Source organism: Pseudoglutamicibacter cumminsii (assembly GCF_016907775.1).
Taxonomy (GTDB): domain Bacteria; phylum Actinomycetota; class Actinomycetes; order Actinomycetales; family Micrococcaceae; genus Pseudoglutamicibacter; species Pseudoglutamicibacter cumminsii.
In genome coordinates this window covers 828,189-853,058 of record NZ_JAFBCO010000001.1, presented here as the reverse complement: position 1 = coordinate 853,058, position 24,870 = coordinate 828,189, and the positions used below count along the sequence as shown (strand labels likewise).

General features: G+C 58.2%; 29 protein-coding genes. All 29 read right to left on the bottom strand.

What is annotated here, in order from left to right; translation table 11 throughout:
- Position 1 precedes the first annotated feature (1 nt).
- The gene (locus JOD50_RS03945) at positions 2–577 is read right to left on the bottom strand and encodes a hypothetical protein (RefSeq protein ID WP_204880492.1); all 576 of its coding nucleotides are present in this window, start codon (positions 575–577) and stop codon (positions 2–4) included.
- The gene (locus JOD50_RS03940) at positions 574–1,656 is read right to left on the bottom strand and encodes a hypothetical protein (RefSeq protein ID WP_204880491.1); all 1,083 of its coding nucleotides are present in this window, start codon (positions 1,654–1,656) and stop codon (positions 574–576) included. The genes JOD50_RS03945 and JOD50_RS03940 overlap by 4 nt, the downstream gene beginning before the upstream one ends.
- Positions 1,607–2,914, bottom strand: coding sequence for a hypothetical protein (locus JOD50_RS03935; protein ID WP_204880490.1), 1,308 nt, complete (start codon positions 2,912–2,914; stop codon positions 1,607–1,609). Before JOD50_RS03935 ends, JOD50_RS03940 begins: the two co-directional genes overlap by 50 nt.
- Positions 2,915–2,958: 44 nt before the next feature.
- A complete protein-coding gene (locus tag JOD50_RS03930; protein ID WP_070491369.1) occupies positions 2,959–4,218 on the bottom strand; it encodes an IS256 family transposase in 1,260 nt (419 codons plus the stop codon).
- 1,138 nt (positions 4,219–5,356) lie between these two features.
- Entirely contained in the window at positions 5,357–8,371 is a 3,015-nt protein-coding gene (locus JOD50_RS03925) for a peptidoglycan DD-metalloendopeptidase family protein (RefSeq protein WP_204880489.1), read from the bottom strand.
- Positions 8,372–8,393: 22 nt separating this feature from the next.
- Entirely contained in the window at positions 8,394–8,801 is a 408-nt protein-coding gene (locus tag JOD50_RS03920; RefSeq protein WP_204880488.1) for a hypothetical protein, read from the bottom strand.
- Positions 8,802–8,836: 35 nt separating this feature from the next.
- A complete protein-coding gene (locus JOD50_RS03915; protein WP_204880487.1) occupies positions 8,837–9,193 on the bottom strand; it encodes a hypothetical protein in 357 nt (118 codons plus the stop codon).
- Between the two features lie 17 nt (positions 9,194–9,210).
- Positions 9,211–9,366 carry a hypothetical protein gene (locus JOD50_RS03910; protein WP_204880486.1) on the bottom strand — a complete coding sequence of 52 codons (156 nt, stop codon included), beginning with the start codon at positions 9,364–9,366 and terminating at the stop codon, positions 9,211–9,213.
- Positions 9,367–9,472: 106 nt separating this feature from the next.
- Positions 9,473–10,156, bottom strand: coding sequence for a hypothetical protein (locus tag JOD50_RS03905; protein ID WP_204880485.1), 684 nt, complete (start codon positions 10,154–10,156; stop codon positions 9,473–9,475).
- Between the two features lie 77 nt (positions 10,157–10,233).
- Positions 10,234–10,656, bottom strand: a complete 423-nt coding sequence (locus JOD50_RS03900) for a hypothetical protein (RefSeq protein ID WP_204880484.1) — start codon at positions 10,654–10,656, stop codon at positions 10,234–10,236.
- Positions 10,657–10,956: 300 nt separating this feature from the next.
- Entirely contained in the window at positions 10,957–11,283 is a 327-nt protein-coding gene (locus JOD50_RS03895) for a hypothetical protein (RefSeq protein WP_204880483.1), read from the bottom strand.
- On the bottom strand, positions 11,270–11,668 hold the full coding sequence (locus JOD50_RS03890) for a Gp19/Gp15/Gp42 family protein (RefSeq protein WP_204880482.1): 399 nt from the start codon (positions 11,666–11,668) through the stop codon (positions 11,270–11,272). Before JOD50_RS03890 ends, JOD50_RS03895 begins: the two co-directional genes overlap by 14 nt.
- A gap of 11 nt (positions 11,669–11,679) precedes the next feature.
- Complete coding sequence (locus JOD50_RS03885) at positions 11,680–11,850, bottom strand: hypothetical protein (protein ID WP_204880481.1); 171 nt, start codon at positions 11,848–11,850, stop codon at positions 11,680–11,682.
- 4 nt (positions 11,851–11,854) lie between these two features.
- Positions 11,855–12,781, bottom strand: coding sequence for a phage major capsid family protein (locus JOD50_RS03880; RefSeq protein ID WP_204880480.1), 927 nt, complete (start codon positions 12,779–12,781; stop codon positions 11,855–11,857).
- A 15-nt stretch (positions 12,782–12,796) separates the two neighbouring features.
- On the bottom strand, positions 12,797–13,270 hold the full coding sequence (locus JOD50_RS03875) for a DUF4355 domain-containing protein (protein WP_204880479.1): 474 nt from the start codon (positions 13,268–13,270) through the stop codon (positions 12,797–12,799).
- A 139-nt stretch (positions 13,271–13,409) separates the two neighbouring features.
- Positions 13,410–13,724: a hypothetical protein gene (locus JOD50_RS03870; RefSeq protein ID WP_204880478.1), complete on the bottom strand. Its 315-nt coding sequence runs from the start codon at positions 13,722–13,724 to the stop codon at positions 13,410–13,412.
- Positions 13,721–14,764: a VG15 protein gene (locus tag JOD50_RS03865; protein WP_204880477.1), complete on the bottom strand. Its 1,044-nt coding sequence runs from the start codon at positions 14,762–14,764 to the stop codon at positions 13,721–13,723. The genes JOD50_RS03870 and JOD50_RS03865 overlap by 4 nt, the downstream gene beginning before the upstream one ends.
- Positions 14,742–16,145: a phage portal protein gene (locus tag JOD50_RS03860; protein WP_204880476.1), complete on the bottom strand. Its 1,404-nt coding sequence runs from the start codon at positions 16,143–16,145 to the stop codon at positions 14,742–14,744. The genes JOD50_RS03865 and JOD50_RS03860 overlap by 23 nt, the downstream gene beginning before the upstream one ends.
- Positions 16,145–17,575 (bottom strand): terminase large subunit domain-containing protein, encoded by a 1,431-nt coding sequence (locus JOD50_RS03855; protein ID WP_204880475.1) that lies wholly within the window; start codon positions 17,573–17,575, stop codon positions 16,145–16,147. The genes JOD50_RS03860 and JOD50_RS03855 overlap by 1 nt, the downstream gene beginning before the upstream one ends.
- Positions 17,562–17,861: a hypothetical protein gene (locus tag JOD50_RS03850; RefSeq protein ID WP_204880474.1), complete on the bottom strand. Its 300-nt coding sequence runs from the start codon at positions 17,859–17,861 to the stop codon at positions 17,562–17,564. The genes JOD50_RS03855 and JOD50_RS03850 overlap by 14 nt, the downstream gene beginning before the upstream one ends.
- A gap of 135 nt (positions 17,862–17,996) precedes the next feature.
- Complete coding sequence (locus JOD50_RS10695; protein WP_204880473.1) at positions 17,997–18,299, bottom strand: HNH endonuclease; 303 nt, start codon at positions 18,297–18,299, stop codon at positions 17,997–17,999.
- Between the two features lie 91 nt (positions 18,300–18,390).
- On the bottom strand, positions 18,391–18,978 hold the full coding sequence (locus JOD50_RS03840) for a hypothetical protein (RefSeq protein ID WP_204880472.1): 588 nt from the start codon (positions 18,976–18,978) through the stop codon (positions 18,391–18,393).
- Positions 18,975–19,370 carry a RusA family crossover junction endodeoxyribonuclease gene (locus JOD50_RS03835; RefSeq protein WP_204880471.1) on the bottom strand — a complete coding sequence of 132 codons (396 nt, stop codon included), beginning with the start codon at positions 19,368–19,370 and terminating at the stop codon, positions 18,975–18,977. Before JOD50_RS03835 ends, JOD50_RS03840 begins: the two co-directional genes overlap by 4 nt.
- On the bottom strand, positions 19,367–19,753 hold the full coding sequence (locus JOD50_RS03830) for a hypothetical protein (RefSeq protein WP_204880470.1): 387 nt from the start codon (positions 19,751–19,753) through the stop codon (positions 19,367–19,369). Before JOD50_RS03830 ends, JOD50_RS03835 begins: the two co-directional genes overlap by 4 nt.
- Positions 19,750–20,703 (bottom strand): hypothetical protein, encoded by a 954-nt coding sequence (locus JOD50_RS03825; protein WP_204880469.1) that lies wholly within the window; start codon positions 20,701–20,703, stop codon positions 19,750–19,752. Before JOD50_RS03825 ends, JOD50_RS03830 begins: the two co-directional genes overlap by 4 nt.
- 21 nt (positions 20,704–20,724) lie before the next feature.
- Positions 20,725–21,825, bottom strand: coding sequence for an HNH endonuclease signature motif containing protein (locus JOD50_RS03820; RefSeq protein WP_204880468.1), 1,101 nt, complete (start codon positions 21,823–21,825; stop codon positions 20,725–20,727).
- A gap of 2 nt (positions 21,826–21,827) precedes the next feature.
- The gene (locus JOD50_RS03815; protein WP_204880467.1) at positions 21,828–22,376 is read right to left on the bottom strand and encodes a hypothetical protein; all 549 of its coding nucleotides are present in this window, start codon (positions 22,374–22,376) and stop codon (positions 21,828–21,830) included.
- A gap of 3 nt (positions 22,377–22,379) precedes the next feature.
- Positions 22,380–22,946, bottom strand: coding sequence for a hypothetical protein (locus tag JOD50_RS03810; protein WP_204880466.1), 567 nt, complete (start codon positions 22,944–22,946; stop codon positions 22,380–22,382).
- Between the two features lie 1,176 nt (positions 22,947–24,122).
- The gene (locus JOD50_RS03805) at positions 24,123–24,851 is read right to left on the bottom strand and encodes an NUMOD4 motif-containing HNH endonuclease (RefSeq protein ID WP_204880465.1); all 729 of its coding nucleotides are present in this window, start codon (positions 24,849–24,851) and stop codon (positions 24,123–24,125) included.
- Between the last annotated feature and the right edge of the window lie 19 nt (positions 24,852–24,870).

Sequence of the window (24,870 nt, the reverse complement as noted above, 5' to 3'; positions counted from 1 at the left end):
CTTATGCGGCGTTCCAAGACACCGATTGAAAATCAACAAATCTTGTAGACCGCTCCGGATACAACACCATATTGCCGGCATCAAAATAAACCTTCACAATTTCAGGTCCAGATGTGCCGCCACCAGCACACACCACCGAAGTCCGTAGGGAAGCCGGCTTATCCCCGTCAGGCAGGTTGCTATACACATACCCCCTGGTTGTAGGGTCAAAAGTACCCCCATCCGTGCGCCTCAGCCGGCCCGTAATCCAGCGCTTCTTGCCGTCGCGTTCGATATACGTGCCCGGATCCCACTTCCACCAACCCCAAGACCCGCTAATATCGACGCGTTCACGGTTACCGGCCCCGCCCGCGTTAGCGACAACATTCAACTGCGTACCCTGATGCAGACACAACACCCGCAACCCGGGCCAGAACTGTGGAGACGCTACCCCCGTAGGTGTAACCGGATCCTCATAGCCGTCCAACACGACGGCCGGCGGGTCAACGCTCTTCACCGTCCCCCAACGTTGCGTAACCTCCGCGCCCAGCCGGGCCGGGTCAGACACAAGCCCCGCTAACGGATTCACACCACTCACCCGATAACCTCCCTAAGCGTCGTTGAACAAAGCGCGCCCGTCTCAAGGCTGTACTCGATAGACTCCACCGTTCCGCGCGTCCTGATCCCCTCCGCGTCACGGGTAAACCCAACCATGTCACCCAACCCGATAGGGGCCGGGGCATGCCGAATCTGGTATTTAGACACCGCGTTAGCTTCCTCCAAGATCAACCGGTCAGCCTGCGCCTGCAACGCCGCCCGTGAAGCCGCTTCAAGCCCCTCTTCTACACGGGTCACCCAACGGCCCCGCGCCTGAAAACTGATAACCGAATCCGGGTCACGGTTCTCAGCGACCGCCCTCAACCCCGGTTCCTCGTCAGTACCCTGAACAATACAAACCACACGGTTCGCCGCCGCATACGTGTCCTTCTCATGCGAGAACTCCGGGCTATAGATGCCCGTGTGATCGTCAGCGAACTCGTAAACGGTGGGCCGGTTACCCGGCGGCCTATACGGCTCCGCCCGGTAAATGCCGTCATCATCCGTATACAACGCCGCATAGTTGAGCGACTCAAGCAAGTCGTTGATGACCCGTAGCCGTGCCGTGCCGGGCTCCCAGACACGATTCACCCGCGCCGCCTCCGTCGATGGATAGATAGCGTGCCGCGCGTCCGTATCCCCCGCCGTAATCACCGCTTCTACAGCTGCGACAATGTTCACGCCCGCCGGCACCGTATAAGGCCCCGTGAAACAGTCTTGCGCGAGAATGTCTATCTTGTCGTATAGGTCCACGGTGCGTGTGTGTCCGCCGTCCATATATTCGACGCCGGTAGTGTCAGGGATCAACACACCGAGCGGCCAAGACCTAGCTATACCGTCAACCCCCGTCCAGTGATAGACCGGCCTAACCCGGTACCGGTGCCAAGCGACCGATTCACCCGCGTACGTGATCGACCCGGTACGGCGTAACGCCGCATGTAGGTTCATCGTGAGACTACCGCCGGTCACCTCACCAAGCGACCCAACGACACTATCCGACCAATCAAGCAATTCAGCAGTCCAATACTCGTTAAATCTCGGACCCGCCAACACTAGCGCGGTATCCTGCTGATTCGTCATAGTCCACCCCCTCGAAATCCACGCTAATTTCACGGGTCACACGCGTATAGCTCGTTGACACCTCACCCGCGGCTACGAACGCCTTCAATGTGGCGTCACGGAAGCACAACGGCGGGGTCGCCTCAACCACGTTCCACCATTCATCTAGCGTTGAAGATCCACCGCCTAGCCGGCCCGCCATACCAATTTTGAGTGTCCGCGCGTTGCCTTGGTATTCGACCGGGTAACGACGTCCCGCGAACTGGTGCAGCTGTTTCACAACCCCCCGCGTGTAATCCGTGCTCAGGTTGTCCCGGATGCGAGCGACCTCACCGAACCCCGCGCCGCCGTTCACGTAACACCAGCCGCGCGCCGGCGTCTCAACCGTCTCAGTAACCGAAGCCGTAGCACCGTATTGAGTACGGGCGCGAACCTCATACATCACGAACGTGTTCAACGGCGGTAGCGCGTCTGAAATCAGCCCCGCTTCTTCCGGTGTCACGCCCCGCAAGACAGGGATACGAACAGTTCCCGCGGGTGTCTCCTCGACCCGGTACACGTCAAACGAATCAGTAGCATCTTCGCCCGCGCCCGGCTCCGCCGCCGTGATCGACAGGTGAACCGCGCCCGCCGCAATATCCCAATCAACCGAATCAACGACCGGTGCCGGCGGCGGTAGAAACCGGATCGTGAACCATGATTCAGCCCATGGCGACCATATGCCCGCCGTGTCACGAACACGAACCGCTAACACGTATTCGTCCGGTGTCTCAATCTCAGGTAGCTCTATAACCGTATCTGCGCGGCCTGTACCGTTCCATAACTGGTTCTCGCTATTGCCAAGCTCGGCCAAGTACGCTTCCCACCGTTGCGGCTCAGTGGTCTCATCAGTCTCAAACTCGACGGCCACAGAAACATTTGACGTGTTGATCTCGCTCCCATCCGCTGGGTCGATGATCGCGACCGCGGGCGCGTTTTTGATGTCGATGACACCGACCGGCGACCACGGCGACGGGTCAGCGTGCTCACCCCAGGTTCGGACCTGCCACCGTATCGTTGCCGGCGGGAAGGCAAAGATTATGTATAGCTCATGGCTATCAGCGCCGCTTTCCTGTTTCCCTAGCGACTCGTAGCCGTCGCCGTAGTCTAACCGTACTTCATACGCGTTTTGTTCGGTGGAGTCGATCGACTCATGAGACCAACCCAACCGGGCCGTGTCTTGCTCACCGTACGGGATGAGCGCGGCCGCCGATTCTGTTAGTTTCGGTGCCGCGGTCAAGCCCCTGGAAGTGGTGTAACTGAATGGTGATCCTTCGTGGGTGGTCAGGCGGGTAGTTGCATCAGGTCGTCGGTGCTCACCTCCGTCGGCGAGCTGGTGGCGGGGTCGGTGGTCAGGGTGAGTCGGCAGCGGCTGAGGACTTCGAGACCGAGGTAGCGGCGGCCTTCGGCCCATTCGTCGGTCTGCTCGGCCAGGACGGCGCCGACGAGGCGAACGATGGCATCCCGGTTCGGGAAGATCCCGACCACGTCGGTGCGGCGGCGGATCTCCCGGTTGAGACGTTCGGTGGGGTTGTTGGACCAGATCTGCCGCCACACATCGTCGGGGAACCCGGTGAAGGCGAGCAGGTCCTCACGGGCATCGCCGAGGTGGTCAGCAACCTCGGGCAGCCTGCTGTCGGTGTACTCCAGCAGGCGGTCGAACTGCTCGTGCACGGCCGATGCGGTGGGCTGGTCGTACACGCTGTGCAACATCGCCTTCACCGCCGGCCACATGGACTTGGGGCACACGGCCATGAGGTTGGCGGCGTAGTGGGTGCGGCAGCGCTGCCAGGCGGCCCCGGGCAGGTGTGCCGCGATCGCCTCCACCAGCCCGGCGTGGGCATCGGAGGTCACCAGCCGCACTCCGCCCAGGCCACGGGCCACCAGGTCGGCGAAGAAGGTGTTCCACGAGGCCTTCGTCTCGCTGGTGGCGACTTGCATGCCCAGGACCTCGCGGTGGCCGTCACCGTTGACGCCGGTGGCCAGCAGCACCGAGGCTTTGACGACCTGCTTGTTCTCGCGGACCTTGATCGCCAGCGCATCAGCGGTGACGAACGTGAACGGCCCGGCCTCGTCCAGACGTCGGTGGCGGAACGCGGCGACCTGCTCGTCGAGGTCGGCGGCCATGCGCGAGACCTGGGATTTCGACAGGGCGTGGATGCCGAGCGTCTTGACGAGCTTGTCCATCCGGCGGGTGGACACACCAGCGAGGTAGCAGTCCGCCACGACCGTGATCAGGGCGGACTCGGCCCGCTTGCGGCGCTCGAGCAGCCACTCCGGGAAATACGAGCCCTGGCGCAGCTTCGGGACGGCGACATCGATCGTGCCGACGCGGGTGTCCAGCGGGCGCTGGCGGTAGCCGTTGCGGCGATTCGTCCGCTGCTCGGAGCGGGCGTTCCATTCGGCCCCGCACACGCTGTCGGCGTCGGCGGAAAGCAGGGCGTTGATCATGGTCTGCAGCAGCTCGCGCATCAGATCCGGTGATGCATCGGCGAGGGCTTGGCCCAGCAGGCCGGCAGGGTCGACAATATGGGGTGCGGTCATCGTGATGACTCCGTTCGAGGATTCTTTGGAAGGTTGACTCGAAGGATCACGCGGTGGCCGCTCTACATCCGACAACGACACGAAGTCGGAGACGATCTCGGCCACCGAGTTACACCACTCTATGGGGCACTACTGGTGCCGCCGGCGCGGTATGCAGCTGAACCGTATTCGAGCGGTTCGACTGTGGCCCCCAAATATAGCCGGCCGCGTCCTCAGGTGCCCCGCCGCGCGCCCTCACCGTATAGGCGTGCGTTTTCGTAGTGTCCGGGTTCTGGTGCGTCCACCTAGTGTTCACGCCAGTTCTAGCCGCTACAGCTCCGACAAGAACCGGCGCCGCCCCGTTCACCGAGTCGAAAATCTCGATCCGGTTAGTAGCACGCGGTAAATTAGTGCCCGTATCAACAACGATGGTTGCGCCGCGTTTCGTTGCTTTCGGTGCCGGCGGCTTCGCTGGTGTCGTAGTGACGTAGCTAGTCGTAGCGTAACCCGAGTATCCGCCCGTATTCCTAGCCCGTACACGGTAACGATAGACAGCGTTGTAACGTGTACCGGTGTCCGTGTAGCTAGTCGCCCCGCCCTTTACGGTCGCGATCTGCCCCCAAGCCCCGTTATTCGTTGAACGCTCAATATGGATAGACGCATAAGGCGCCCCGGTTGTCGCTTTATTGCTCCACCGGATGATTTGCCGCGTATCGGACGAACGCGACACGGTAGCGCCGGTTGGTGTCGCCGGTTTCGAGTACGGGCGGCGGCCTGTAGTCACAGAACGGGAATGTTTAGCCACCCCGAAGTTAAATAGACCGCTAACAGACGCCGTGATCTTAGACGTTGTTGATCCGCTGTAGGACGGCTTCACGGTATGGGTATAAGTCCTAACAAGCGTCGTGCCACCGCCCGCGCCGTGGCTAACGTTGAACGTAGTACTGCTCCTAAACAAACCCGCCAACGATAAACGCGCCCCGTTATAGTACACCGGGCCGATAGTGCGAACATAAAACTTCGCCGTAATCTTAACCGAGCTAGTGCCAGCCGAAACACGAGACGGCGATTGAGTCATGTCAATGCCGACCTGCAGCGTGTTTCCGCCGCTATTCCGTACAGTCGAACCCCATGTGATAGCCATAACCTAAACCCCCGCCTATGCTGTAGCGAACTGTCGTGTGATACGGCGCGCCCCGCGCGCGTGCGTCGATAAACGCCCGTCAGTGATCCCCTCAACGTAGCCCGTGAACTCCTGTTCACCGATACGAACATTCACCACAGACGGCACCCCGCCCTGATTGTTGTTGATCGTGTGGTTGATAGCGCGTTGAGCCGCCCGCCACTGCGACGGATTCAAGATAGCTTCCGGCTTCCGGGTCGCGTTCATAATCGTAGACAAGCCCGGTTTCAGCCAGCCGCCGTTATCGTGCAGATACGGCATAGGGTTGACGTTCCGGCCGATCCCGCCCCGGTGCACCTCGAAATGCAGGTGAACACCGGTCACGTTACCGGTAGCGCCCTGCGCGCCAATATGCTGGCCACGCTTCACCGTGTCGCCCGGGCGGACACGTACACCGCCGACCGGGTTGTGCCCGTAGTAGGTGTACATTCCGCCGCCGTGAGACAACACGATGCCGATACCGGTGCGGCCAGGAACGACGTTCCAGCCGACCTTCGAAACCTTGCCGTCAGCGGCCGCATAGGTTGGGCCGCCGCCCGCGATATCAACGCCCGCATGGAAGGAGCCCCAACGCGGGCCATACATCGACGTGAACGGGCCACGCGAAGGACGCATAAGACGGCCGCCCGGTAGCTTGCCCTTGTATTCGCCCGGCGACGAACCCCCGGCTTCTTCAGCCTCCGCCTTCTTATCCTCGCCCCCAAGCCAATCAAGGAAGTTATCTAGCGACTTGTGAACAAACCTGTTGATAAACTCCGCGAACCCCTGCTTAGGGATGAACTTATCTGCCAACGCTCGAATCGGTTTCAAGATCACGTTAGCGGTGTCACGCAATTTACCGCGTGCCCAACCCGTGACTTTATCCCAGCCTTGCTTAAGCGTGTTGCCGACGGCTTTAGCGCCGTTCTTGATGTCTTCCCACAAGCCACCGGCCGCAACCATAGACGTTGAAGGTTTAGGGCCAACAAGGAAATCCAGTGCATCAAGCGGTGCCTGTTCCCCGCCGGTTAGCATCGCCTGTGTTTCGGCTGCCGTGTAGACGCGGCCCGGGTGAGTGAAGTTGACGAGCTCTGGGCCTTCCTCACCGACGATAGCCCAGCCCTTAGGCGCGCGGCCGCCCTTCGCGTACCCCTTGATCTTCGGGATACGGTCCGGGGTCTTCATACCCACAAGCTTGCCGACCGCGCCCACAACCTTCCTAATGCCGTTGTTGTAGACGGTGTCAATAACAAAATTGATAGGTTTAGCGGCGATCCCCTTGATCATGTTCCACGCGGTCCGGATAGCGTCACGCGCCTTTTCGAACGCTTTCCCGATGCCCTTGACTCCGCCCTTCATCAAACCGAAGCTACCCTTAACCGAGTTCCAGACACCCGACGCGATACCCTTCACCGCGTTCCACACCGTCGAGATAGTGCCCTTCGCGACCGAGAACGCCTTACCGACAGCCGAAACACCGTTCCGCATAAGGTTGAACACGCCGCTAACAGTCCCTTGCCATACGGCGCGAACCACAGAACCGACCCCACGCCAAACCGCCTTGATACCGTTAGCTACAGGCTTCACAACACCGTTATAGAGCGCCTGGAAAACGCTACGGAACGCCGCGAACACCGGGCTAACAAACGACTGCCACACGCTACGGAACACCGCGCCGACAGCCTGCCAACCCGTCTTGATAGCGTTACCGACCGACGCGAAAACCGAACCCATGACACCGATGGCGTTCTTGATGCCGTCGATCACGGCACGGAACACCGGGGCGACACCGCTAATGAACCCGGTGAACGCGGCGCTAATACGCTCCCACGCCTTACGCCCGGTTTCGGTCTGTGTGAAGAACGCGACCAGCCCGGCGACAACCGCCGCGATAGCTCCGACGATGAGTTTCAACGGGCTAGCGTTCATGACAGTGTTCAAGAGTGTTTGAGCGGCCGCTAGCCCGCGTGTAACAGCGGCCCACGTGCGTTGAGCGGCCACAATAAGACCGACCGCGCCCGCGGCCGCGCCAACAGCGATACCGAGAACCTTCACAAGGTCCCAGTTCTCACGAACCCATGTAGCGACGTTCTTCAACCCATCGATGAGCGCCCGCCCGATAGGGACAGCGACCGCGCTGATCTTCTCCACCGCCGTAACGATGAAATCACCCAACACGGATCCGATACGTTTCGCGTGTTCCTCTAGTGGTTCCATCCACGCAATAAACCCGGTGAAGAAATCCCTGACCTTCGGGTAAACCCCGCTCAGTAGGTTTGCGCCGAATCGGCCAAGCGCCGCGCCCGCGTTCTTGAATGCGCCCTGCAGGGTCTTACCGGATTCAGCCGCCGCCCCGCCAACGCCCTTCTCCATCGCTTTGCGGAACGTCTCGAAATTGATCTGGCCTTTAGAAGCGAGCTTTACCGTTTCTTCAGCCGAGACACCGAGCTCTTCTGAAAGAAGTTGAATGATAGGGATGCCGCGCTCGTTCAACTGGTTGATAACGTCGCCCTGGACCTTATTCGACGTCGCAACCTTGTTGAAGATGGCTCCCATTGATGCCATATCGGTGCCCGCGATAGTCGCCGCGTCACCCGTGAGACGTAGCACGGCTTCAAGGTCTTTACCCGGCTTGATGCCGGCCGCGACAGCGCCCGCCGCGGTAGTAGCCGCCTCATCCATACCGAACGCGGTACCCTTAACCGCTTTGTTAGCGTCCGACATGATGCCTTCAACGGTCTTAGCGCTGTGTCCGAGACCGGTTAGTTTCGCTTTAGCGTTCTCCAGCGACTGGAGACGCCCGAACCCCTTAAATAAGGCTGTACCCATGAGGCCGGCCGCGCCCGCAACGCCCGCGATAGCGCCCTTCTTCAACGCGCCGCCGATGAACGAACCAAGCTTATTCGACGACTTCTTGGTTGGTGCGGTCGGTTTAGTATTCTCCGCTACGGTCTTCTGAAAATCCTTAAACGACGGCTTCACAACAATGTGAGCCAAACCAACCGTAGCCACCCTGTAACCCCCAAAAAACTAGTTAGAAACCAAACGCCGCGAGTTGCTCTTGCGCGTGTTCTTCGTCTCGCCGTTTCCTCGCCCGATCAATCCCAGTCACAGGCGACGGGAACGGATCCGGCACATTCGGTTTCTTCACGCCCGCCGCCGACTGAACGTTAGCGGCAACTAAATGAACGCTATTAATCAATTGCTGTAGTAGAACCTCAGTGGTACCGAATTCACGCCAAGGCGGCGACCACGGTTCATTCTCTGTATCGTTTTCTTGCTCCGCGTCAGCGAGCTCAAGTAGTAGCGCCGCTGTTTCCGGGTCATCCATCTGCGCTTGATGGAACCGAGACCGCGCCGGCAACTGATCGATCAAATCAACCAACATCATCCACCGGTTACCGGCGACAGCCTCAGCCAAATCAACCCCATAGGTTTCCATGAGGTCAGCCCGAATCTCAGCACGCCACCGAGCTACTAGCTCACCGACGCGCCGCCTTCCCCCGGCTTATGCACGCCGTTGAAATACTCAAACACTGCTTCCAGGATCGAGTTCATAGCGCGCGCGTCAACACCCTTGCTAACGAGCAGCTTGAACTGCTCATCCCCAAGCCAAGCCTTGAGCGTCTCAGATGGACGATCCTCACCGGTCTGTGCACGGTAAGCGAGCCCCTCAGCCCGCTCATAATCCCACGAATACAGGTCAGTGAACTCGACGCTATCCCCGTCACCAAGATCAATAACGAACGGCTCAATCGTCTGCTTACTGGTCTCAGCCGCGAGATCAGCCAGCACAAGGTTCGGTTTCACAGTGTTCTTCTTCTGGGTGGTCATTCCTGGTTCTCCTAGGTTTAGTTTTTCTTTGCCGCCGGTTTCGATGCCGGCTTTGGTGTATCCTCAACGACCGAAAACCCGGCCGCTTTCAACGCGGTAATCTCCGACGCCGCTCCGGTCTTCACAGTGTCCTTGCCACGCTTCAACACGACAGGTTTACGCAAAACACCCATCAAGGCCCCCTAAAACAAATGCGGGTAGTGCATGGATAGATAAGGGAATGCGAGAGAGCGGCCGCCACCACCCGAAGAACCACGGCCGCCCCCTCGCAAGACTGTGCTAGCCTTCCGAACCGGCCGCGGTCTCGTAGCCAAGAATGTCCTTAGACGCCGACGCCGCCGGGCCGCCAATGAAATGACGTACAGGGAAGCCAAGTTCTTCGTCACTGAACACGTCGAACGTCAGTTCACGTTCGATAGCGCCTTCCTTGCCCCAAGCCTCTTCAGACGCCTCAGACAGCTGAACCGAAGGGAAGAACTTACCCAAGTACCAGCGTTGATCTACTGGGCCGTCCATCGCGATAACAAGCAGCTCATAAGCGCCCGGCGTAGGCAGGTCCTGCTCATCCGTGACAATCTCGCCGGTCTTAGCGTTCTGCTTCACACCGGAAAAGTCAGCGCCCTGAATCAGTTCTTCGACATGGCGCTTGCCGTATTCCTGGATAGTCGTAGTAACGCTACGCTCAACGCTCACGACGTCCTTACGGGTAGGGTTAGCGAACCCATGGCTCGTAATATCGTCAACGTTCGTGTCACGCCCGAAGGTGTAGCCGTCATCAGTCACAAGACCAATAGGCAGCCAGCCCTCAGACTTCAAATCGAGTAGCGAGCCGTCAGAACCGAAGATCGATTCAATCGGCTTATTGTCTGCGTCCTTCTTACGGATGAAAGCAACCGACTTGACCGCCTTACGGATAAGGGAACGGCGGTGTGCTTCCGTGTGCAGTTCGTCAAACGTCGCCATTGTGCAACTCCTTAAATAGTGAAGGCCGCCCCACCACAAGGACGGCCCCGAAAACAATAGATAGATAACTGAATTGGTTAGCGTGTTGGACGGTGCACAACGTGAACCGTCATGTCAGCGAAATCAAGCCGATCATTCACCGACGCGGTACCCATGCCCGGCGGTGTCACGATCTTCACGTGATCGATCACGTACTGGCCTTCAGGCGCGTCATACGTGACCAGGTCGCCCTCGATCAGCTCCCGCAACCGATGACAGACTTGTAACGGTTCCCGTCCGTGCCCGTAGACGGCGACCCGGTACACGTCCACCGTCTCCGCGCGGGTCGCGTGCCCACCCATCAACGTAGAAATCAACACCAACGGCAGCACGTCTTCTTCGACGCCGTTAGCCGACTGCGTATCTAGATGAAACGCAACCGAATACCCGGCGGTCTCGAATTGAGCCCGTAGAAACTCCCTCGTATCGCACCACGTATGTAAGCCGTTCACCGTGTCCATGCCTCCATGTTCCGTAGCACCGTGTTCACCGCTGTGCGTAGCCGGCGCGGGTTAGCGCCCTCAGGTAGCGTTATTCGCCCCTCAGGTCGCCTATCCCCCGCATAGCCCTGCGCCGTCGTTGTCAGCGTCACACGCCAACCGTTCGGCACGCCCGAAGCGTTCTGAACAGATCGAGTGATCGACCGGGTAGCCTCTAAGACTTCACCCCGTAACGCGTCCGAGTTACCGAGTTCCCTTAGCCCCCGGTCATCCGCGTAATAGTTCGGGTTGCCCCTCATACGATGCAAAGCCATAACGACATCACCCCCGGCGTTTCAGTGAAACGACGACACCGACAGGCCAAACCGCCGGTACCCCGTCCACATCCCAAACGCCCGGGTCCCCCGCAACTTCGACGCGGTCGCCCCGCTCGAAATCGAAATCACGGTTAGCCCGAAACAGTTTGGCACGCGTCACCGGTAGCTCGTCATACTCATCCGATTCACGCGCTTCACCCGGCGCAAGAAGACACTGCCCCACATGGTGACGCGTCACCGGCCGCGGGTCCCCCAAACGGTCACGACCCCCGCCCCGCAACACAGTCACGTCAACGCCCCACATAGACGCCATAACATCAAAGCCACGCATGCAAACGTTCCTCAAAATCAGGCGCCACCGGGACACTGAACGCGACCTGCCGGCCCTCACCAAGCGCGCGGCGCTCATTCCGTGTCAGGTAGAAATCACCGTGCGGGTTAGCTGCTGTAGCCGACATCGTGTAAGGGCCCTGCGTCCAAGATGACTGAGAAACACCCTCACCCGCCGACGCCGACAGTGCACGCTTCACAACCGAACACACAACACGGCGCCGAGTCGATTCACGCGCGTTCACCGCCGCCGGTACAAGATCAAGAATGAAATCAGACGCATCAGCCAACAGCACGGCCGCGTGTTTCTCCGCCCCGGCCGGGAAATCGGGCCAACGCGCCTTCAAATCCTCGACCGTCGCGAACGGCTCCACAATGTCAGCCACAACAACCCCCGCTATTCCTCGACGCCCTGTTTACGTTTCGCCGGCTTCCGACCCGCGCCAGCGGCCCGAGAGCGCGCCGCGGCCGGCTTAGCCTCATCCACGATAGGGACAAGACCCATAGCCCCCGCGAGCGCCTCAGGAACCACCGACACGACACCCGTAACCGGGTTACGGTACCGCATACGATTACTCGCTAGCCGCCGCGGTCTTCACAACCGCGAAACGATCCGCGAACACATGCCAGCCGTAAACAATCTCCAGACGCAACGCGATCTGGTTGTTACGCTTCAAATCGCCCTGCCCATCCGGGTCACCATGCTCAATCAACTCAACAGGCAACTCACGCTGGATACCCCAACGGATACCAGAAGTGAAATCACCAACAATCGCACGAACCCCAGTGTCCTTCGCCTCAGGAACACCCGAAACAGTATTACCCTGCGAAGCACCCAAACCAAGGAACGTACTAACCTGAGCGCCAAGACCAAGATGCGGATAACGCTGAACACCATCAGACTGCCCGTTAGCAGTCTTACCGGTCAGATTAGCCAGCGCCCACGTCATCTTTGGATCAAACGCCACCCCCGTAGCCTGCTTCGAATCACCAACAAGCAAACCAACCGCTTCACGAACAGCAGCATCCGCTTCCGTACCCTCATCCAAAAGCACGGTCTTATCAGTCGCTGTAACGTAGTTATCCCAACCGTTGATAGTTGTACCAGTCAACGGGTTAATACGGTGATACAAACCGAGGTCAAGAGCACGCGCCAACGCACGCGCGCCAGCATTCGCCAAAGTATCCAGAACCCCAAGCTGATGATCCTCGTCAGCCCAGCGAACTTCTTCATTGAAACGCAAAGTGACCTGTGCCTTACGTGGCTTAGCGGTCACAGTCGAGAACCCGGCGCTAGTAGCCGACTTCTCTTCACCTTCGCCAACAAACTCTGCCTTAGGCAGATCGTTGAAAACGATATAGTCAGTTTCACCAAACTTCTGCGGTTCCTGAGCAGACAGCTCCGCAACCGTAGACGTAGAACGAACATCCTCAACCATGCCGTCAGCAATCGTGCGCGGCATGAGGATACGAGAATCACTGGTACCAAAAACAGCCATAGCCGTAACCTTCCTTTATTTAAACAGTTGTTTCACAGCAGACAGCGCATCATTCCCGCGCGCCTGCCCAGGCTTCACATGCGCCGTAGGAACCACAGGGCCGCTATTGATGAGTTTCGTAAGAGTCTCAGCGTGCGCGGTTAGTTCCTCTTCCGTAGAGCCGCGAAGAACACCGGCTGGGATGCCGAACTTGTCAGCGATCTGTTCACGTGTATCAGCTGCCTGCTTCGCCGCTTTCAACCCGTCCAGTTCAGTAATCGCCTTATCAAGCTCCTGCTGCTTAGCTTCAAGATCAGCCTGTGCCGACTCCTGAACCTCCGCTAGCTTCCCCGCTTTTTCTTTCAACTCCTCGTAGTCAGAAAATTTCTCACGTTCCCTAGCGAGCCGATTCCCAATAATCCGGTCTAGTTCCTCCTGGCTATTGATAGGAGTAAACCCCGCCGTATCGGTGGATTGTGGTTCTTTGTTCTCTTGAACATTTTCGGACATGTGTGCCCTCCATTCATGCCGCAATCATGTGCGTGGTTTAGCCCGCCGTTATGCCCCCGGCGGTAGTAGGGAAACCTGTTTTTGGGTATAAGAAAACCCACCCGAGCAAACCCGGGTGGGTTATAAAGGTTCGAAAAGATTAGGTAGCTGGTGTTACATACGGGCGCACTTTTTCAATAGCGCCCTGCAAGGTCTCATCCAGATAGTGACGCTGTGCGTCCTCCATTTGCCGAAACAAAGTCGGGTCCACTTTCGCGCCATAAGATTCAATAAGGTCAGCGGTTTCCTCTAAAGCCAGCCAGGCCTCTCCTGCCTCGAGCGGTCCTTGAATGAAGTCTGAACAACCTTCAGGTAAACCAACAGATTGAACCAGCGCCTCAGCAAACACAGCGTGTAACTCATACGCCTCGTATTCATAGTCCGCCTTATAGGGGCCGCCTCCGAACAATTTCATGCCTCCAAGAATCTATGCGGTACACCAACGGGAACTTTTACGAGATTACCCGTTGATTTGTCAATCTGATTCCGTAGAACTCCATCCCCGCCACGCGGAAATGCACTCCGGAAACGTTCCTTGCCGTTACCCCGCTTATCAGTGGCTACTTCAACGGCCACACCATTTATAATACCGCGTCGTTTGACGTTTTGGTCTCTATCCTCAACATAACCTGGTGCCTTCAACACGTGAATGACTGCTATAACGGCTTGTTCGTCAGTCCATTCTTTAGGGAACTCAGTCTTAGTGGCTCTTCCGGTGCCGTACCTATGGCCACCTTTCTTAAGATCATATGGCTCACCGTCAAGAATATGCCGCTCAACTTTCTCAGTGATCTTTGGCAAACCACGCTCAGCTAAGACTTCATTCAACTCGCCAATCTCACGCCGCTTCTCCCACTTCTCATACAACGCATCCGGATCATACCCATCAGGAATAACCCCGTCTTCCGGAACAATCACGCAATCACAGGAAGCGTGGAAACGATCAACCCGGCCCGCCGCCTCAGCACTGGCATACACAAACCCGCGGCTAGCAAGCATCAAACAAAATTCACACGTGGTTGCGCCGCTCGGAACGCGAGCGAACCGAACCCCATGAGCCGCGCACGTTTCCGAAACCGTCTTCTTACCCGGCCCCGTCACGAGATGATCAACAACTTGTAGCGTGGTCTCTAACGCCTGCTGAACATTGCCATCGAATGCTTTAGCTGTAGCCCAGTCGAAACGCTTAGCAAGGTGTTCGGCCGCCATTGTTTCCGGTAGCACCGCTGTCAGACCTGTGAGTTCCTCCACCCATTCCGCTGCCATCGCAACAGTCGCATTCGAGTAGACAGGAAGAATCTCCTGTGACGCCGCCTTCAACCGTGCAACTGCTTCGCCCGGCTCGCTCCAATCCAGTGAAGTGAAAACAGTCTTTACATCGTGTTGAGCCGCGCTAGCAACAATCCGAATCGAACTCTGAAACGCCTCTACTTCACTCCGCTTCGGCACCGGCATCACGCAACCTAGCGAGCCGCTCAACCAAAGAACCGCCTTCGGCGCGGCGTTTATCCGACTTCACGCGAGCAATCTGCCCAGCATCAAACACCTGCTCCAACAGAACATCCCACTGAGCAATGTCTGGCATGCCCGCCGCAAGCTTCTGCACCGCATCCGCCTGCGCCGACAAAGAACGGAACTCAGGATCAACAAACCGGACAGTCAGTTTATGAAACTCATCAGGTAGCGCGGCCGTGTTATCGCGAACCATCAACACCAGCGCCATAATGTCTCTGACCGCCTGCGCATAGACATAGCGGTTATGGTAAGTCGCATCAATCAACAGGTCATGTTCAGCCGCGCGGATAGCCTCAGCCGATGCCGGTTGATCGTGAATAATCCCGAGAGAAGACGGCGGGATACCAGTTTCACCACTGAACGCCATAGCCACAGTCCGCAACATGTCCGAGTGCGGTTGCATCGTCGCCTGAGACAGCTGCTTCAACTCAGGAACACGACCATCAGAATCACGCGTAAACCCAATCACACGGTTCATAGCAAGCCGGAACTTCGTAGCCTCCGACTCACTCAACGCGTCAAACGCCGATTCATCCAAACCAAGCAGCGCAAGCTGAGGCGAAGAATAGAACTCAGCGTTACCCTCCATACGCACATGAGTACGCACCGCCATATCCGTGAGCGCCATAACCGAACGCGTAATCCGCGAACGACCCAGAGGCTTACGCAACTGAGGGTCATGCGTCACAGCAACAGCCAAAACACGCCCCAACGGGTTAACAGACACCTGCACCGTGCTCCAAGCATCGCCTTCACCACGAGCAAGAACCGCAACCTTATCCGGAAGCCACAACGTCACCACGCGAGGGCCACGTTTATCAAACTCCGAAATCGTCAACGCGGCCCCAACACTACGAGAACGGTAATCCCACACCGCCGCGCAATGCTCAGCACTATGCCCCTGCACCTGGACAAACCCGCGGTCATCCTTCGATACAGTCACCAAAGAAAACCCGTGCGTACCGGCCGCCAAAACGTTCTGCCCAAACTCCAGCGGGAACCGGTTATAAGACAACACTTCACCCAATTCAAACGGGTCATCCGAACCCGGTAGACGCAACCCATCGAACTGAGTGCGCAATGCGTGTTTGCGAACCGCCTGCGTAGGCCACCCAAGATAGAATTTCGCCGCCTTCAACTGAGGGGGTAACGCAATACCAAGGTCTTTAAACGCCTGTTCAGTGTCGTAATACAGTGAACGGTTATAGTTCGCCACCCGGCGGCTATCCCACACGTCAAACAGTTCAATCAGCTGCGCCGCGTCTTTATCATCCAGGCCATCAACCTGAATGTTGCGTGCTGTGAAAGCAGTGAGTGCCATTAGAAAAACCTCATCCCTTTACCCGGCCGCCGTTTCGTTGTCGCCGCCCCGTAATGCGCCATCGTCACCGCGTCCAGTAACGCGACCGTTTCGCCTTCCGTGCCAGCGTCCCAACCGAACCCGCCCTGGTTCCCGATCTTCCGGCGTATAGCGTCATCTGCCTGCGTGTCTAGCTCTGGTTGTGCCGTGTGTGTTGTTGAGCCTTCGACGAGCCCGCCCAACAGCATGGCGTGCGCTGTTACTGCTTGTTCCGCGGTAGGTGTGATGATCGTTTTCGCTGGTACGCCCTCAGCGCGTAACCGTTCAACCAGGAAACCGACACCCGAACGCCCATCAACCACAATCGCGGCCGCCCGTTCAGCACGCTCAACGAGGAAATCAACAACCCATTGCGTACCGTCAGTCATAGGCGCTTGTTTGATGCCTTCAACGACGATGGGGCCGTTCTCAGGTTTCAACGCCGCCCCAACAGCGACATGCGACCCGTCAGCCGCGAACTTCACACCAAACGACACAACACCATCAGACGGCGGCTGGACCGTCACCGAGTCACCCCACACGCCGACAGGGAACGCGCGCCGCCCCGCCGTCCGTACATCCCACACACCGAGCGCTTCACGCCGAAACGAATCAACAGAAAGCGCCTTCAGCATGCGTTTCATCGACGACGCGTGCACACGACCAGAAGCGAACGCCGGGTTAGCTTTCTTCCACTGCTCACGGTCCTGTGGTCGCCCGTCAGGATCAGCCGACATCTCCACATAAAACAAATCAGGGTCATCACCCTCAAGCGCGTCACTGCGTTTCTGAGTGAAAGCCTCACCAGGGTCGCCCGGCCGCGGCGGCGTACCCATCATGAACATTAAAGGGTTCTCAGCCGTGTTCAATGTAGGAACGACCGCGTCAAGCGCTTTCTGAGTCATGATCTGCGCCTCATCAAACACAGCGACACCAATGTTCGGGATACCGCGCCCAAACCCATGCTCACGAGCCCCAAACATGATCCGCGAGCCGTTCTTGAAAACAATCGACTCTTCACCGTTAGCGCGCCGAACATTCTTCACAACAGCCGAAACAGGACCCGGCCGCTCAGCAAGCTGCGCAAGCTCCTGAAAAGTCTCTTGATGCGTCCGCGAATGGTGAGCCGACCAAATCACGCGTAACCCCGGCGTCGTTAGACACACCGCGAACACGAAACCCGCAACCATATAGGTTTTGCCGACCTGCCTAGGAATAGACACAACCACACCCGAGACACCCGCCGCATACGAGCCATCAGCGCGTTTCGCGAAAGCAACCTGCCCGATACCCTGCTGCCACTCATCAAGCGGCCAATCCATGACACTCAACTGTTCCGCGATCGACGGCCAAGCCGTGGACTCGATACCTTCCGGAACAATCAGGTGCCTTGCGGCCTCAGATAGCTTCAAGCTTGAACCGCTTATCCGCTGTAGCCGCGGCCTTAGCCTTAGCCTCAACCGCGGCGGCCTGCTGATCTTCAAGTTCCTGGACCTCACGGCCCATGTCAGCGAGCCGCTTAGTCAACGCCGCAAGATCACGCGGCGCAACATCACCCGAAGAAAGAACCTCAGCGAGCTGAACCCGCATCGCCTTCAATTCCGCGAGCCGGTCCCCCGCCTCAGCCGCCTCAACAAGCCCCGGCCGCTTACGGCCCCGTGAACCGCCCCTAACAGACTTCAAAGAACCAGTAGCCATAACCGCCCCCTCCGTGGAAATAAAAGCGTTACAACGCGCCACAGCCCCCGCCGAAAATTACCGGGGAGAGATCGCTACGCCGGGGCCCCGCGACTGGGACACGGTAGGGACCGGGTACCCCCTGCCCCGATCAGTTCACCATTCGATAACGGTCGCTGGTGTGAGTGCCGTGGGTCGTGCTTTAGCGTCGTGTAGTTTGTTGCCGCGTCGTTGGTTGCATTGGCGACAGATGACGCGGACGTTGTCTTGTGTGTCTGTGCCGCCTCGACTGTGCGGGATGATGTGATCGACTTCGGGGCTGTTGTGTTGTAGTGCGCTTTGGTAGTCGATCCAGACACCGCAAACTAGGCAGGTTTCTTGACTGTTGCGTAACGCTTCACGGATTGCCCATGCTCTTACGCGTTTCCATTGCCCGGTTCCGGTCCGTGATGTAGCCATGTGAACCACGCCTTAAAGTGTTGAACCCTGCAAGGTATGCGTTACCTGTACAGGGTTTCTGGGCGCGCTCGTTGCCCCTGTTGTGACTATATCATTCATTCGGGCGCGTGTGTGTGATGTTGGTGCGTTCGCGTTCTGTGAGGTGTTCCCAGATGTCGCGTGGGTGGTAGGCGTATTGGTGTGGGAGTTTGCCGCGTTTGATCCATCCGTAGACGCGGTTGGGTTTGAGGTTGATGCCTAGCGTGTCCCGGTACCAGTCGCACAGCGCGGGTACTCGCATTGGGTCGATGGTGTTTAGCTTGTGGGTTGCGAGTAGGTGGCTTGTTCTGGTTTCGGTTCCGTGGATGACTGTGTTGGCGGTTTTGATTGCGTTGATGATTGCGGGCGCGGTTTCTGCTGCGTGGGGGTTTCGGGCGTAGGTGTGTGCGTCGCGCGCTGTGTTGGCTAGCCGGGTGTGTATGGCTGTGAGTGTGTGGTTGATGGGTGCGCGTGGCCCGGGGGTGGTGTTGCGTGTTGTGGTGTCTGCTGGTCGTGCTTGTCCGGTCGCGATGAGGTAGAGGGCATGCAGCCATTCGCCTGTGATTTTGTTGAGCCATGTTTGTAGGTCGCGTGTGCATGCCGGGCATAGGTACAAGGTTGCGGGTGTGTCGCAGATGGTGCAGTGCTGTTCGGTGTTCATGGTGTCCGTTCGGGTAGTGGTGTGATCGTTATGGTTGCTTGTTCGATGGCTCCGAGGTTTCCGCGGGTGAAGGTGTGTTCGGTGATGATGTCGCTGTTGTCATCGTCGAAGATTCCTGCGTCTACTAGCCCATCAAGGATTGCTTTGTAGGTTGGGTATAGGTTGGGTGGGTCGTAGCGTCGCCGCGTTGTTTTGGTGGTGGTGTAGGTGACGCGGGCGCGGCTGTAGTGGGTTGGTGTGTGTGCTTGTAGGGTTTCGCCGGCGGTTCGTCCGAGTGCTCGCCATTGTCTGGTTAGGTTGGCTCTTTGGTGGTGGTGTAGCCGCTGGTTCGCGTTCATGAACTTCAACCCGTCGGGGCGGTTGATGGTGATGTGTGTGACTGGGTTCGTCATTGTTTGCCGCCTGTGCCGATGTGTTTGATTAGTTCTCTCCAGCCACCTGCCGGCAACGTCGCCCGTGTACGTGGCTGTTTCCGGGCTTCTAGGGCGGTTCTGGCGGCCTCGCGTGCTTCCTGTGCGTGTTTATGCCTGTGAATGATTCTGCGGACGTCTGCGGGCGTTATACGGATCCGTTGCCCGCTGAATGCTTTCGGCTGGTCGTCATGGAATTCAAGGACGGCTTCGCGGATCTCTTCCGGGTCGTAGCCTTGTAGGCCGCGTTCCCATAGTTCGAGGGTTGGCCTGTGTCCGTCGTGTTGTGGGTCGATGGCTTGGATGTAGCCGACGATCTTCACGACGTCTTCACGGGTTAGCGTCCGGTGTTCGTTGCGTGTCATTGGCGTGGTTCCTCGTATTTGAGTTGTAACGGCTGTGTGGTGTCTAGGGCGGGTTGTTCTTCTGCTGCCCATGCGAGGCCGGCTTGAAGTGTGGTGTGTAGTTTCCGTTCGGTGTTGGTCATGAACCTGTGTGCGTCGGTTCCTGTGGCTTGTACGGGTTCGGGTTCGTCTAGCCAGCCGTCACGGTTGAGCCAGGTCGCCGCGTGTGGGATGAATTTCACGTCTGGCAGGTTCGGGTCTGTCGCGTACCGTTTCACGCCTTCGAGGATGGTTGATTCGTCGGTTCGTTTGGTCGCGTTGCGGTATGCGGTTTCTGCTGCTCGTTTTCCGACTTTGCGGGGGTAGTGTTCCCAGAACTCTGCGAACTGTTTCGGTTTCGGTTTCGTTGGTGCCGGTGCCGTGGGTGTGGTCGCTTCCTCAACCGCGTCAGCGCGTTGAGGGTTAATAAGACTGTTCCTATTTCCTACGTTCCTATTTCCTATTTCCAACGCCGAGGGCTCGATGTTTTCCGCCGAGGGCTCGGCGGGATTCCGCGGAAATTCTCGGATGCCGTGAAGTTCCGCGGAATTCCGGGCTTTTTCTTCATCTTCTGGGGTGTCAAACACGACTCCGGGCGTGTATGGGCCGGGGTGTTTCGGTTGTGACCGTTTATCTACTTTTTGGTGTTTGATGAAAGTCAAAACGTTGTAGTAACCTCGTCCGTTCACCTTGTAGAAAGTTACGCCGAATACTCGGCGGATTTCTCCGAGGGCTCGGCGGAAATCTCCGAGGGTTATGTTTTCGTCATGCGGGAAGACGAAACCGAGCAGTTCACGCGGGTTGCAGGTGCCGGTTCCGTAGTCGTCTGCCCAGTTCAAGAGCGCGATGAAAGTTAGGCGCGCTTCTAGACTTATTGTGTTGATTTCCGGGGTGTCCCAGAATTCAGGCTTGATAGTTCTGATCCGTGCCATAGTGTGTGCTCCTGTCTGTCTCTAGTGGTTCCGGCGGGCGCGGTAGTAAACGCCCTTCATACGTTCCGACCTAGTCACGTATGCCAGGTTGTCTGCGTGTAGGTTCACTTGGTCGCCGTCTAGGTGGATGATGTCGTGACCTTCCGGGCGCGGTCCGAGGAACGCGGCCGCAACGAGCGTGTGCACATAGTGGGTGCCGCTAGGTAAGCTGACCGATAGGCCGCGAGCTTTACCGCGTGGGAAGGGCTTCAATACGCGGCCGGTCTTGGTGTTGGTGACTGTGCCGGCGCGTGTGATCGTGTAGTGAGGGTCTGACTCGATCGGTACCGTGTCCGAATAGTGCTTAACGGGATCATCTGTGTTCGGGTTGGGACGCTCGATGTGCGCCCCGCATGCGAGGAACTGCCTAACAAGCGACTCGATCAGTTCCCGGCCGGGAGCGTCCTTAGCGAGGTAATCGTCAAGGATGTAGTCAGCGAGCTTATGGACGAGTGTTTCGCCGGGCCGGTCAAAGATTATTGATAGCGCTCCCGGGTCGTTGTGCACTACGCCGTAAAGCATCTGCCCCACATCGTCTAGGGTCTGTTCCGCGGCGGTCAGCGACTGATCTTCAAGCGGCGTAATGTAGTCGAGGAAAATGTCAGCGACGGCTAAAGAAGTCTTGGCTTGCGGCGATAGGGCCCGCTGCTCAAACAAGACTGCTTTCGTTTCTTCGGGGTCGTAGTCTTCGCACTCTGTATCCCAACGGCTGATCATGTCGCACTGGGTTACGTAGTCCCATACGAGCCAGCCCATCAGGTCACCTGCTTCGAACGTCGCCGGCTCGAAGTCATCGCTTAGAAACTGTCCGATGTTCAAACAGGTTTCCGCGTAGTCGTGTGTTGCCCACTGCTTATAGAACACGTTGGGCATCCCCGACATAGCGGCAAGGAATTTCGCGGCGCGCTCCACGCTGTCCCTGTCTTTGTCGGTTAGTTTCGTGTCGTGTCCCTTCACTAGCGGGTTGTTGAGGTAATCCCACAGCAACGCGGCGATGCTTCCACACGCTTCTTCGTGGTAGTCGTATAGCTTCATCTTGTCTAGCGCGGCTTCAATCTCTGGGGTTAGCGTGTCGTTGCTCATGTCTAGTTCTCCTTTCCGGTGAGCCAGTTTTTGACGGCGCAGGCGATGTAATGGGCTTCGTCGATGGAGATTTCAACGCTGTAGTAGCCGGTACCAATGAGCCAGCCGCTGATAACATCTCGCAGTTCGTCGGTGTCGATGGACTCGAATGCGGCCTTGACGATGGCCTCCTTATCCAGGACGTTCCCTGATCCATAGATTGCGTGGAGTTTCGCGCGGGCCGCTTCCTCGGCCCGTTGGAGTGGGTAGTCATTCGCTGTCTCGATTCGTAGGGCTCGGGCGATGTCGGGGCGGATGCGGTACATTCCGTATTCGCGGCCCTCGTGGTTGGTTTTTCGGATGATCTCGGTTAGGCCGTCGGCTTGCACCATAGCCCCGCCTGTTTCGGGCATTTCGATTCCCGGTAGGAACGCAATAAGGTTCGCTATTCGTTGCTGTTCAGCGAGTGCGAGGGTGGCGTGGACTTGGGCGAGGGTGATGACCCCTTCTACAGGTAGATCCGTCGGTAGTTGGCGGATCAGCCTGATTGCTTCGGTGTAGTGGTCGGTCATGGGTCAGTCCTCTTCGGGCCAGATACGGCGGCCAGCAGTGATAGAAGGGTCATGGGCATTGAGACAATCGCCCCCGGTGTAGAAGTCACAGCCGTCTGAGAAAAGGGAGAGCGTTGCGGTGGCAGGAAATTCTTTTCCGTCGATAGTGAGAACCCACGCTTCACGGGGTTTTGCCTCTTCCCAAGGTTTCGGTTCGGGGTGCGCGGCGAAGTAACGGCCCGCCGCTTCCTGCCCATTTTCGTATCTCGTGGTGCATTGCCCGTCCAGGCCATATTTTTCCCAGTAGGTAAACGCGACTCCTGTGGAATCGTCCAACACCGCGACAGCGCGCCCGTCGTCGTCATCCTCCTCAGGTCGCCGGTACACCACGAAGTCGGGGTTGTCCGGGTCGCGCCACCTGTTTAGCTCTTGGTCTCGTTCGTGCTGGAAGTATTCGCGTAGGGCTTCGACCCCTTCGCGGCCAGCCGTCGCATACAGCATGCCTGGGTGGATGTGTTTGTTTCCGCGTAAGTAGCCGTCTTCGGTGATCTCAATTTCGACGCCGTTGCTGGCAGTGAACTTAGCGGTCATTGTGGGTTCTCCTTTTGGTGGTATCGGGTGCATTCGGGGCAAGGTGTTTCGCCTTGGTGTTGGTGCCACGCGTAGCCTTCCGGGCTACATGGTTTCGGTGCCTCGCAGTACACGCCAACGGTGCGGTGCTGTTCACTCCGCCGCTGTAACAGACGACTGAACACCTGGCACGGCGTGCAGGCCGGCTCCCCCTGGTTGAGGTGCTGCCTGTAGGTGTAGGTGGTGACTCGTTTACCTGTGGTCTCGCAGGTGTAGTGGTTTTCTGGTTTGGTCGGTGGGGTCCATGGTTCCGCGCCCCTGTACACGTAGGGTTTGAATGTGCGGTAGCTGGTGGGTGCGGTGATGGATGCGCCGCGGGCTTGTAAATAGTTCCGTTCAACCACGGTCGGCACCTGCCTTTTGTTTCCGTTCTCTGCGGGCCTGTAGGTATCGGTCTAGCGCTCGTTTGGTCGCGTCAAGGTCGAACCCGGTAGGGTGTTTGCGTCCCCCGGTTCTGCGTTCGTGTTCTTCCCGGATTTTGTTTCGCCGCTGTATGCTCCGTAACCGTTCTGCTTCACGGCATAGGTCACAGGCAGGTTCACCGCGCCGGTAGTGTCTCCGGTATCCTCTTGGTGTCCCGGTCGCGTCTCCGCATGTGATGTCACGGTTCCGGCCGCGGTAGCTGTAGACAGTGCTAGTCATGGTCATGGTCGTTTCTTTCGTTGGCACGTGTTGCAGTGGTCGTTTAGTGTCCAGTCACCACAAACGCCGCATCGTTCGGGTTGGGCCTGTCGTGAGCGTTGCCGTTGCTGCTTCATGGCGCGGTGTTTCAGGTCTGCTTGCGCTAGGATTGCGCGGCGTCGCTGGATGGTGACCGCGAAGTGTGTTGCATCGCTTAGCCGTTGTTTCGCTTCACACCGTGCTTTATCCGCTTCTTTCTGTGCGGCGGTCATGATGCGTTTAGCGTTTGCGTGTGCTTGGTGGATTGTTAGGGCCGGCTGGTTTCTGGTTCGTTCGCGGGCGCGCCGGTCGGTGATCCAGTTGTGTAGGCTCTGTTCGGTCTGGTTCATGATGGTGTGGTTTCGTTGTGTGCGGTTTCGCAGCCGATACACGGCGGGGTTCCGGTTGCTTGGTGCCAGGTGTAGCCGGCGGGCGTGTATGGGTGTTCTGCCCCGCATAGCGGCCACGTAGCGAGCCCTAACCGCCGGTTCGGTTTGGTGCGTGCCTGGTATTGCCGCCACGCCGTAACGCATCCGATACACGGCGCGGTTCCGTGCTGTTGGTGGTGTAGGTAGCCGTGTACGGTCCCGTTCCAGCCGCGGCATGTCGTGATGCCCATGAGCGCCTGCCTTTCGTGATGTGCCCGGCCGTGCGTGCCCGGTAGCGTGCGATTCCTTCGTTCCTGCAGATGCGGCATTTCCAGCCGCCGCCGTCAGCCCTCACGTAACGGGTCTGTGTGTTCCATGGGTGCCCGTTAGCGCATCGTGTTTGCGCGTGTTTCGCGTCCGCTATGTTTGCGCCGCGGGTGTCGTAGCGTAGGTTCCCGATGTGGTTGTTGCCGGGGTTGGAGTCGGTGTGGCAGATGTCGAGCCCGGCGGGTCTTGGTCCGAGGAACGCGGCCGCAACCAAGACGTGGACGCGGGCGCGGGTTGGTTTGGTTGCGCCTTGTTTGTAGATGGTTGCTCGTATGTAGCCGGTGCCGCCGTGCTCCCTAGTGCCGACGTAACGGCCGGTTTCTGTGTTCTTCAAACGGCCGTGGTTCGATACGAGGTAACGGGGTTCGTAGCCTGGGATAGGCCGCCATTCCTCAACCGTGGTTGCGCATTGTGTCGCGTAGATATATGCCTGCTTGTGGGTGTCGTAGCGCTGTGTTTTGGCGTTGGGTGGCTCCACGTATCGGCACGCGCGGTCCCGTTGTTTCGTCATGCGGGGTGTCTCCTTTCTT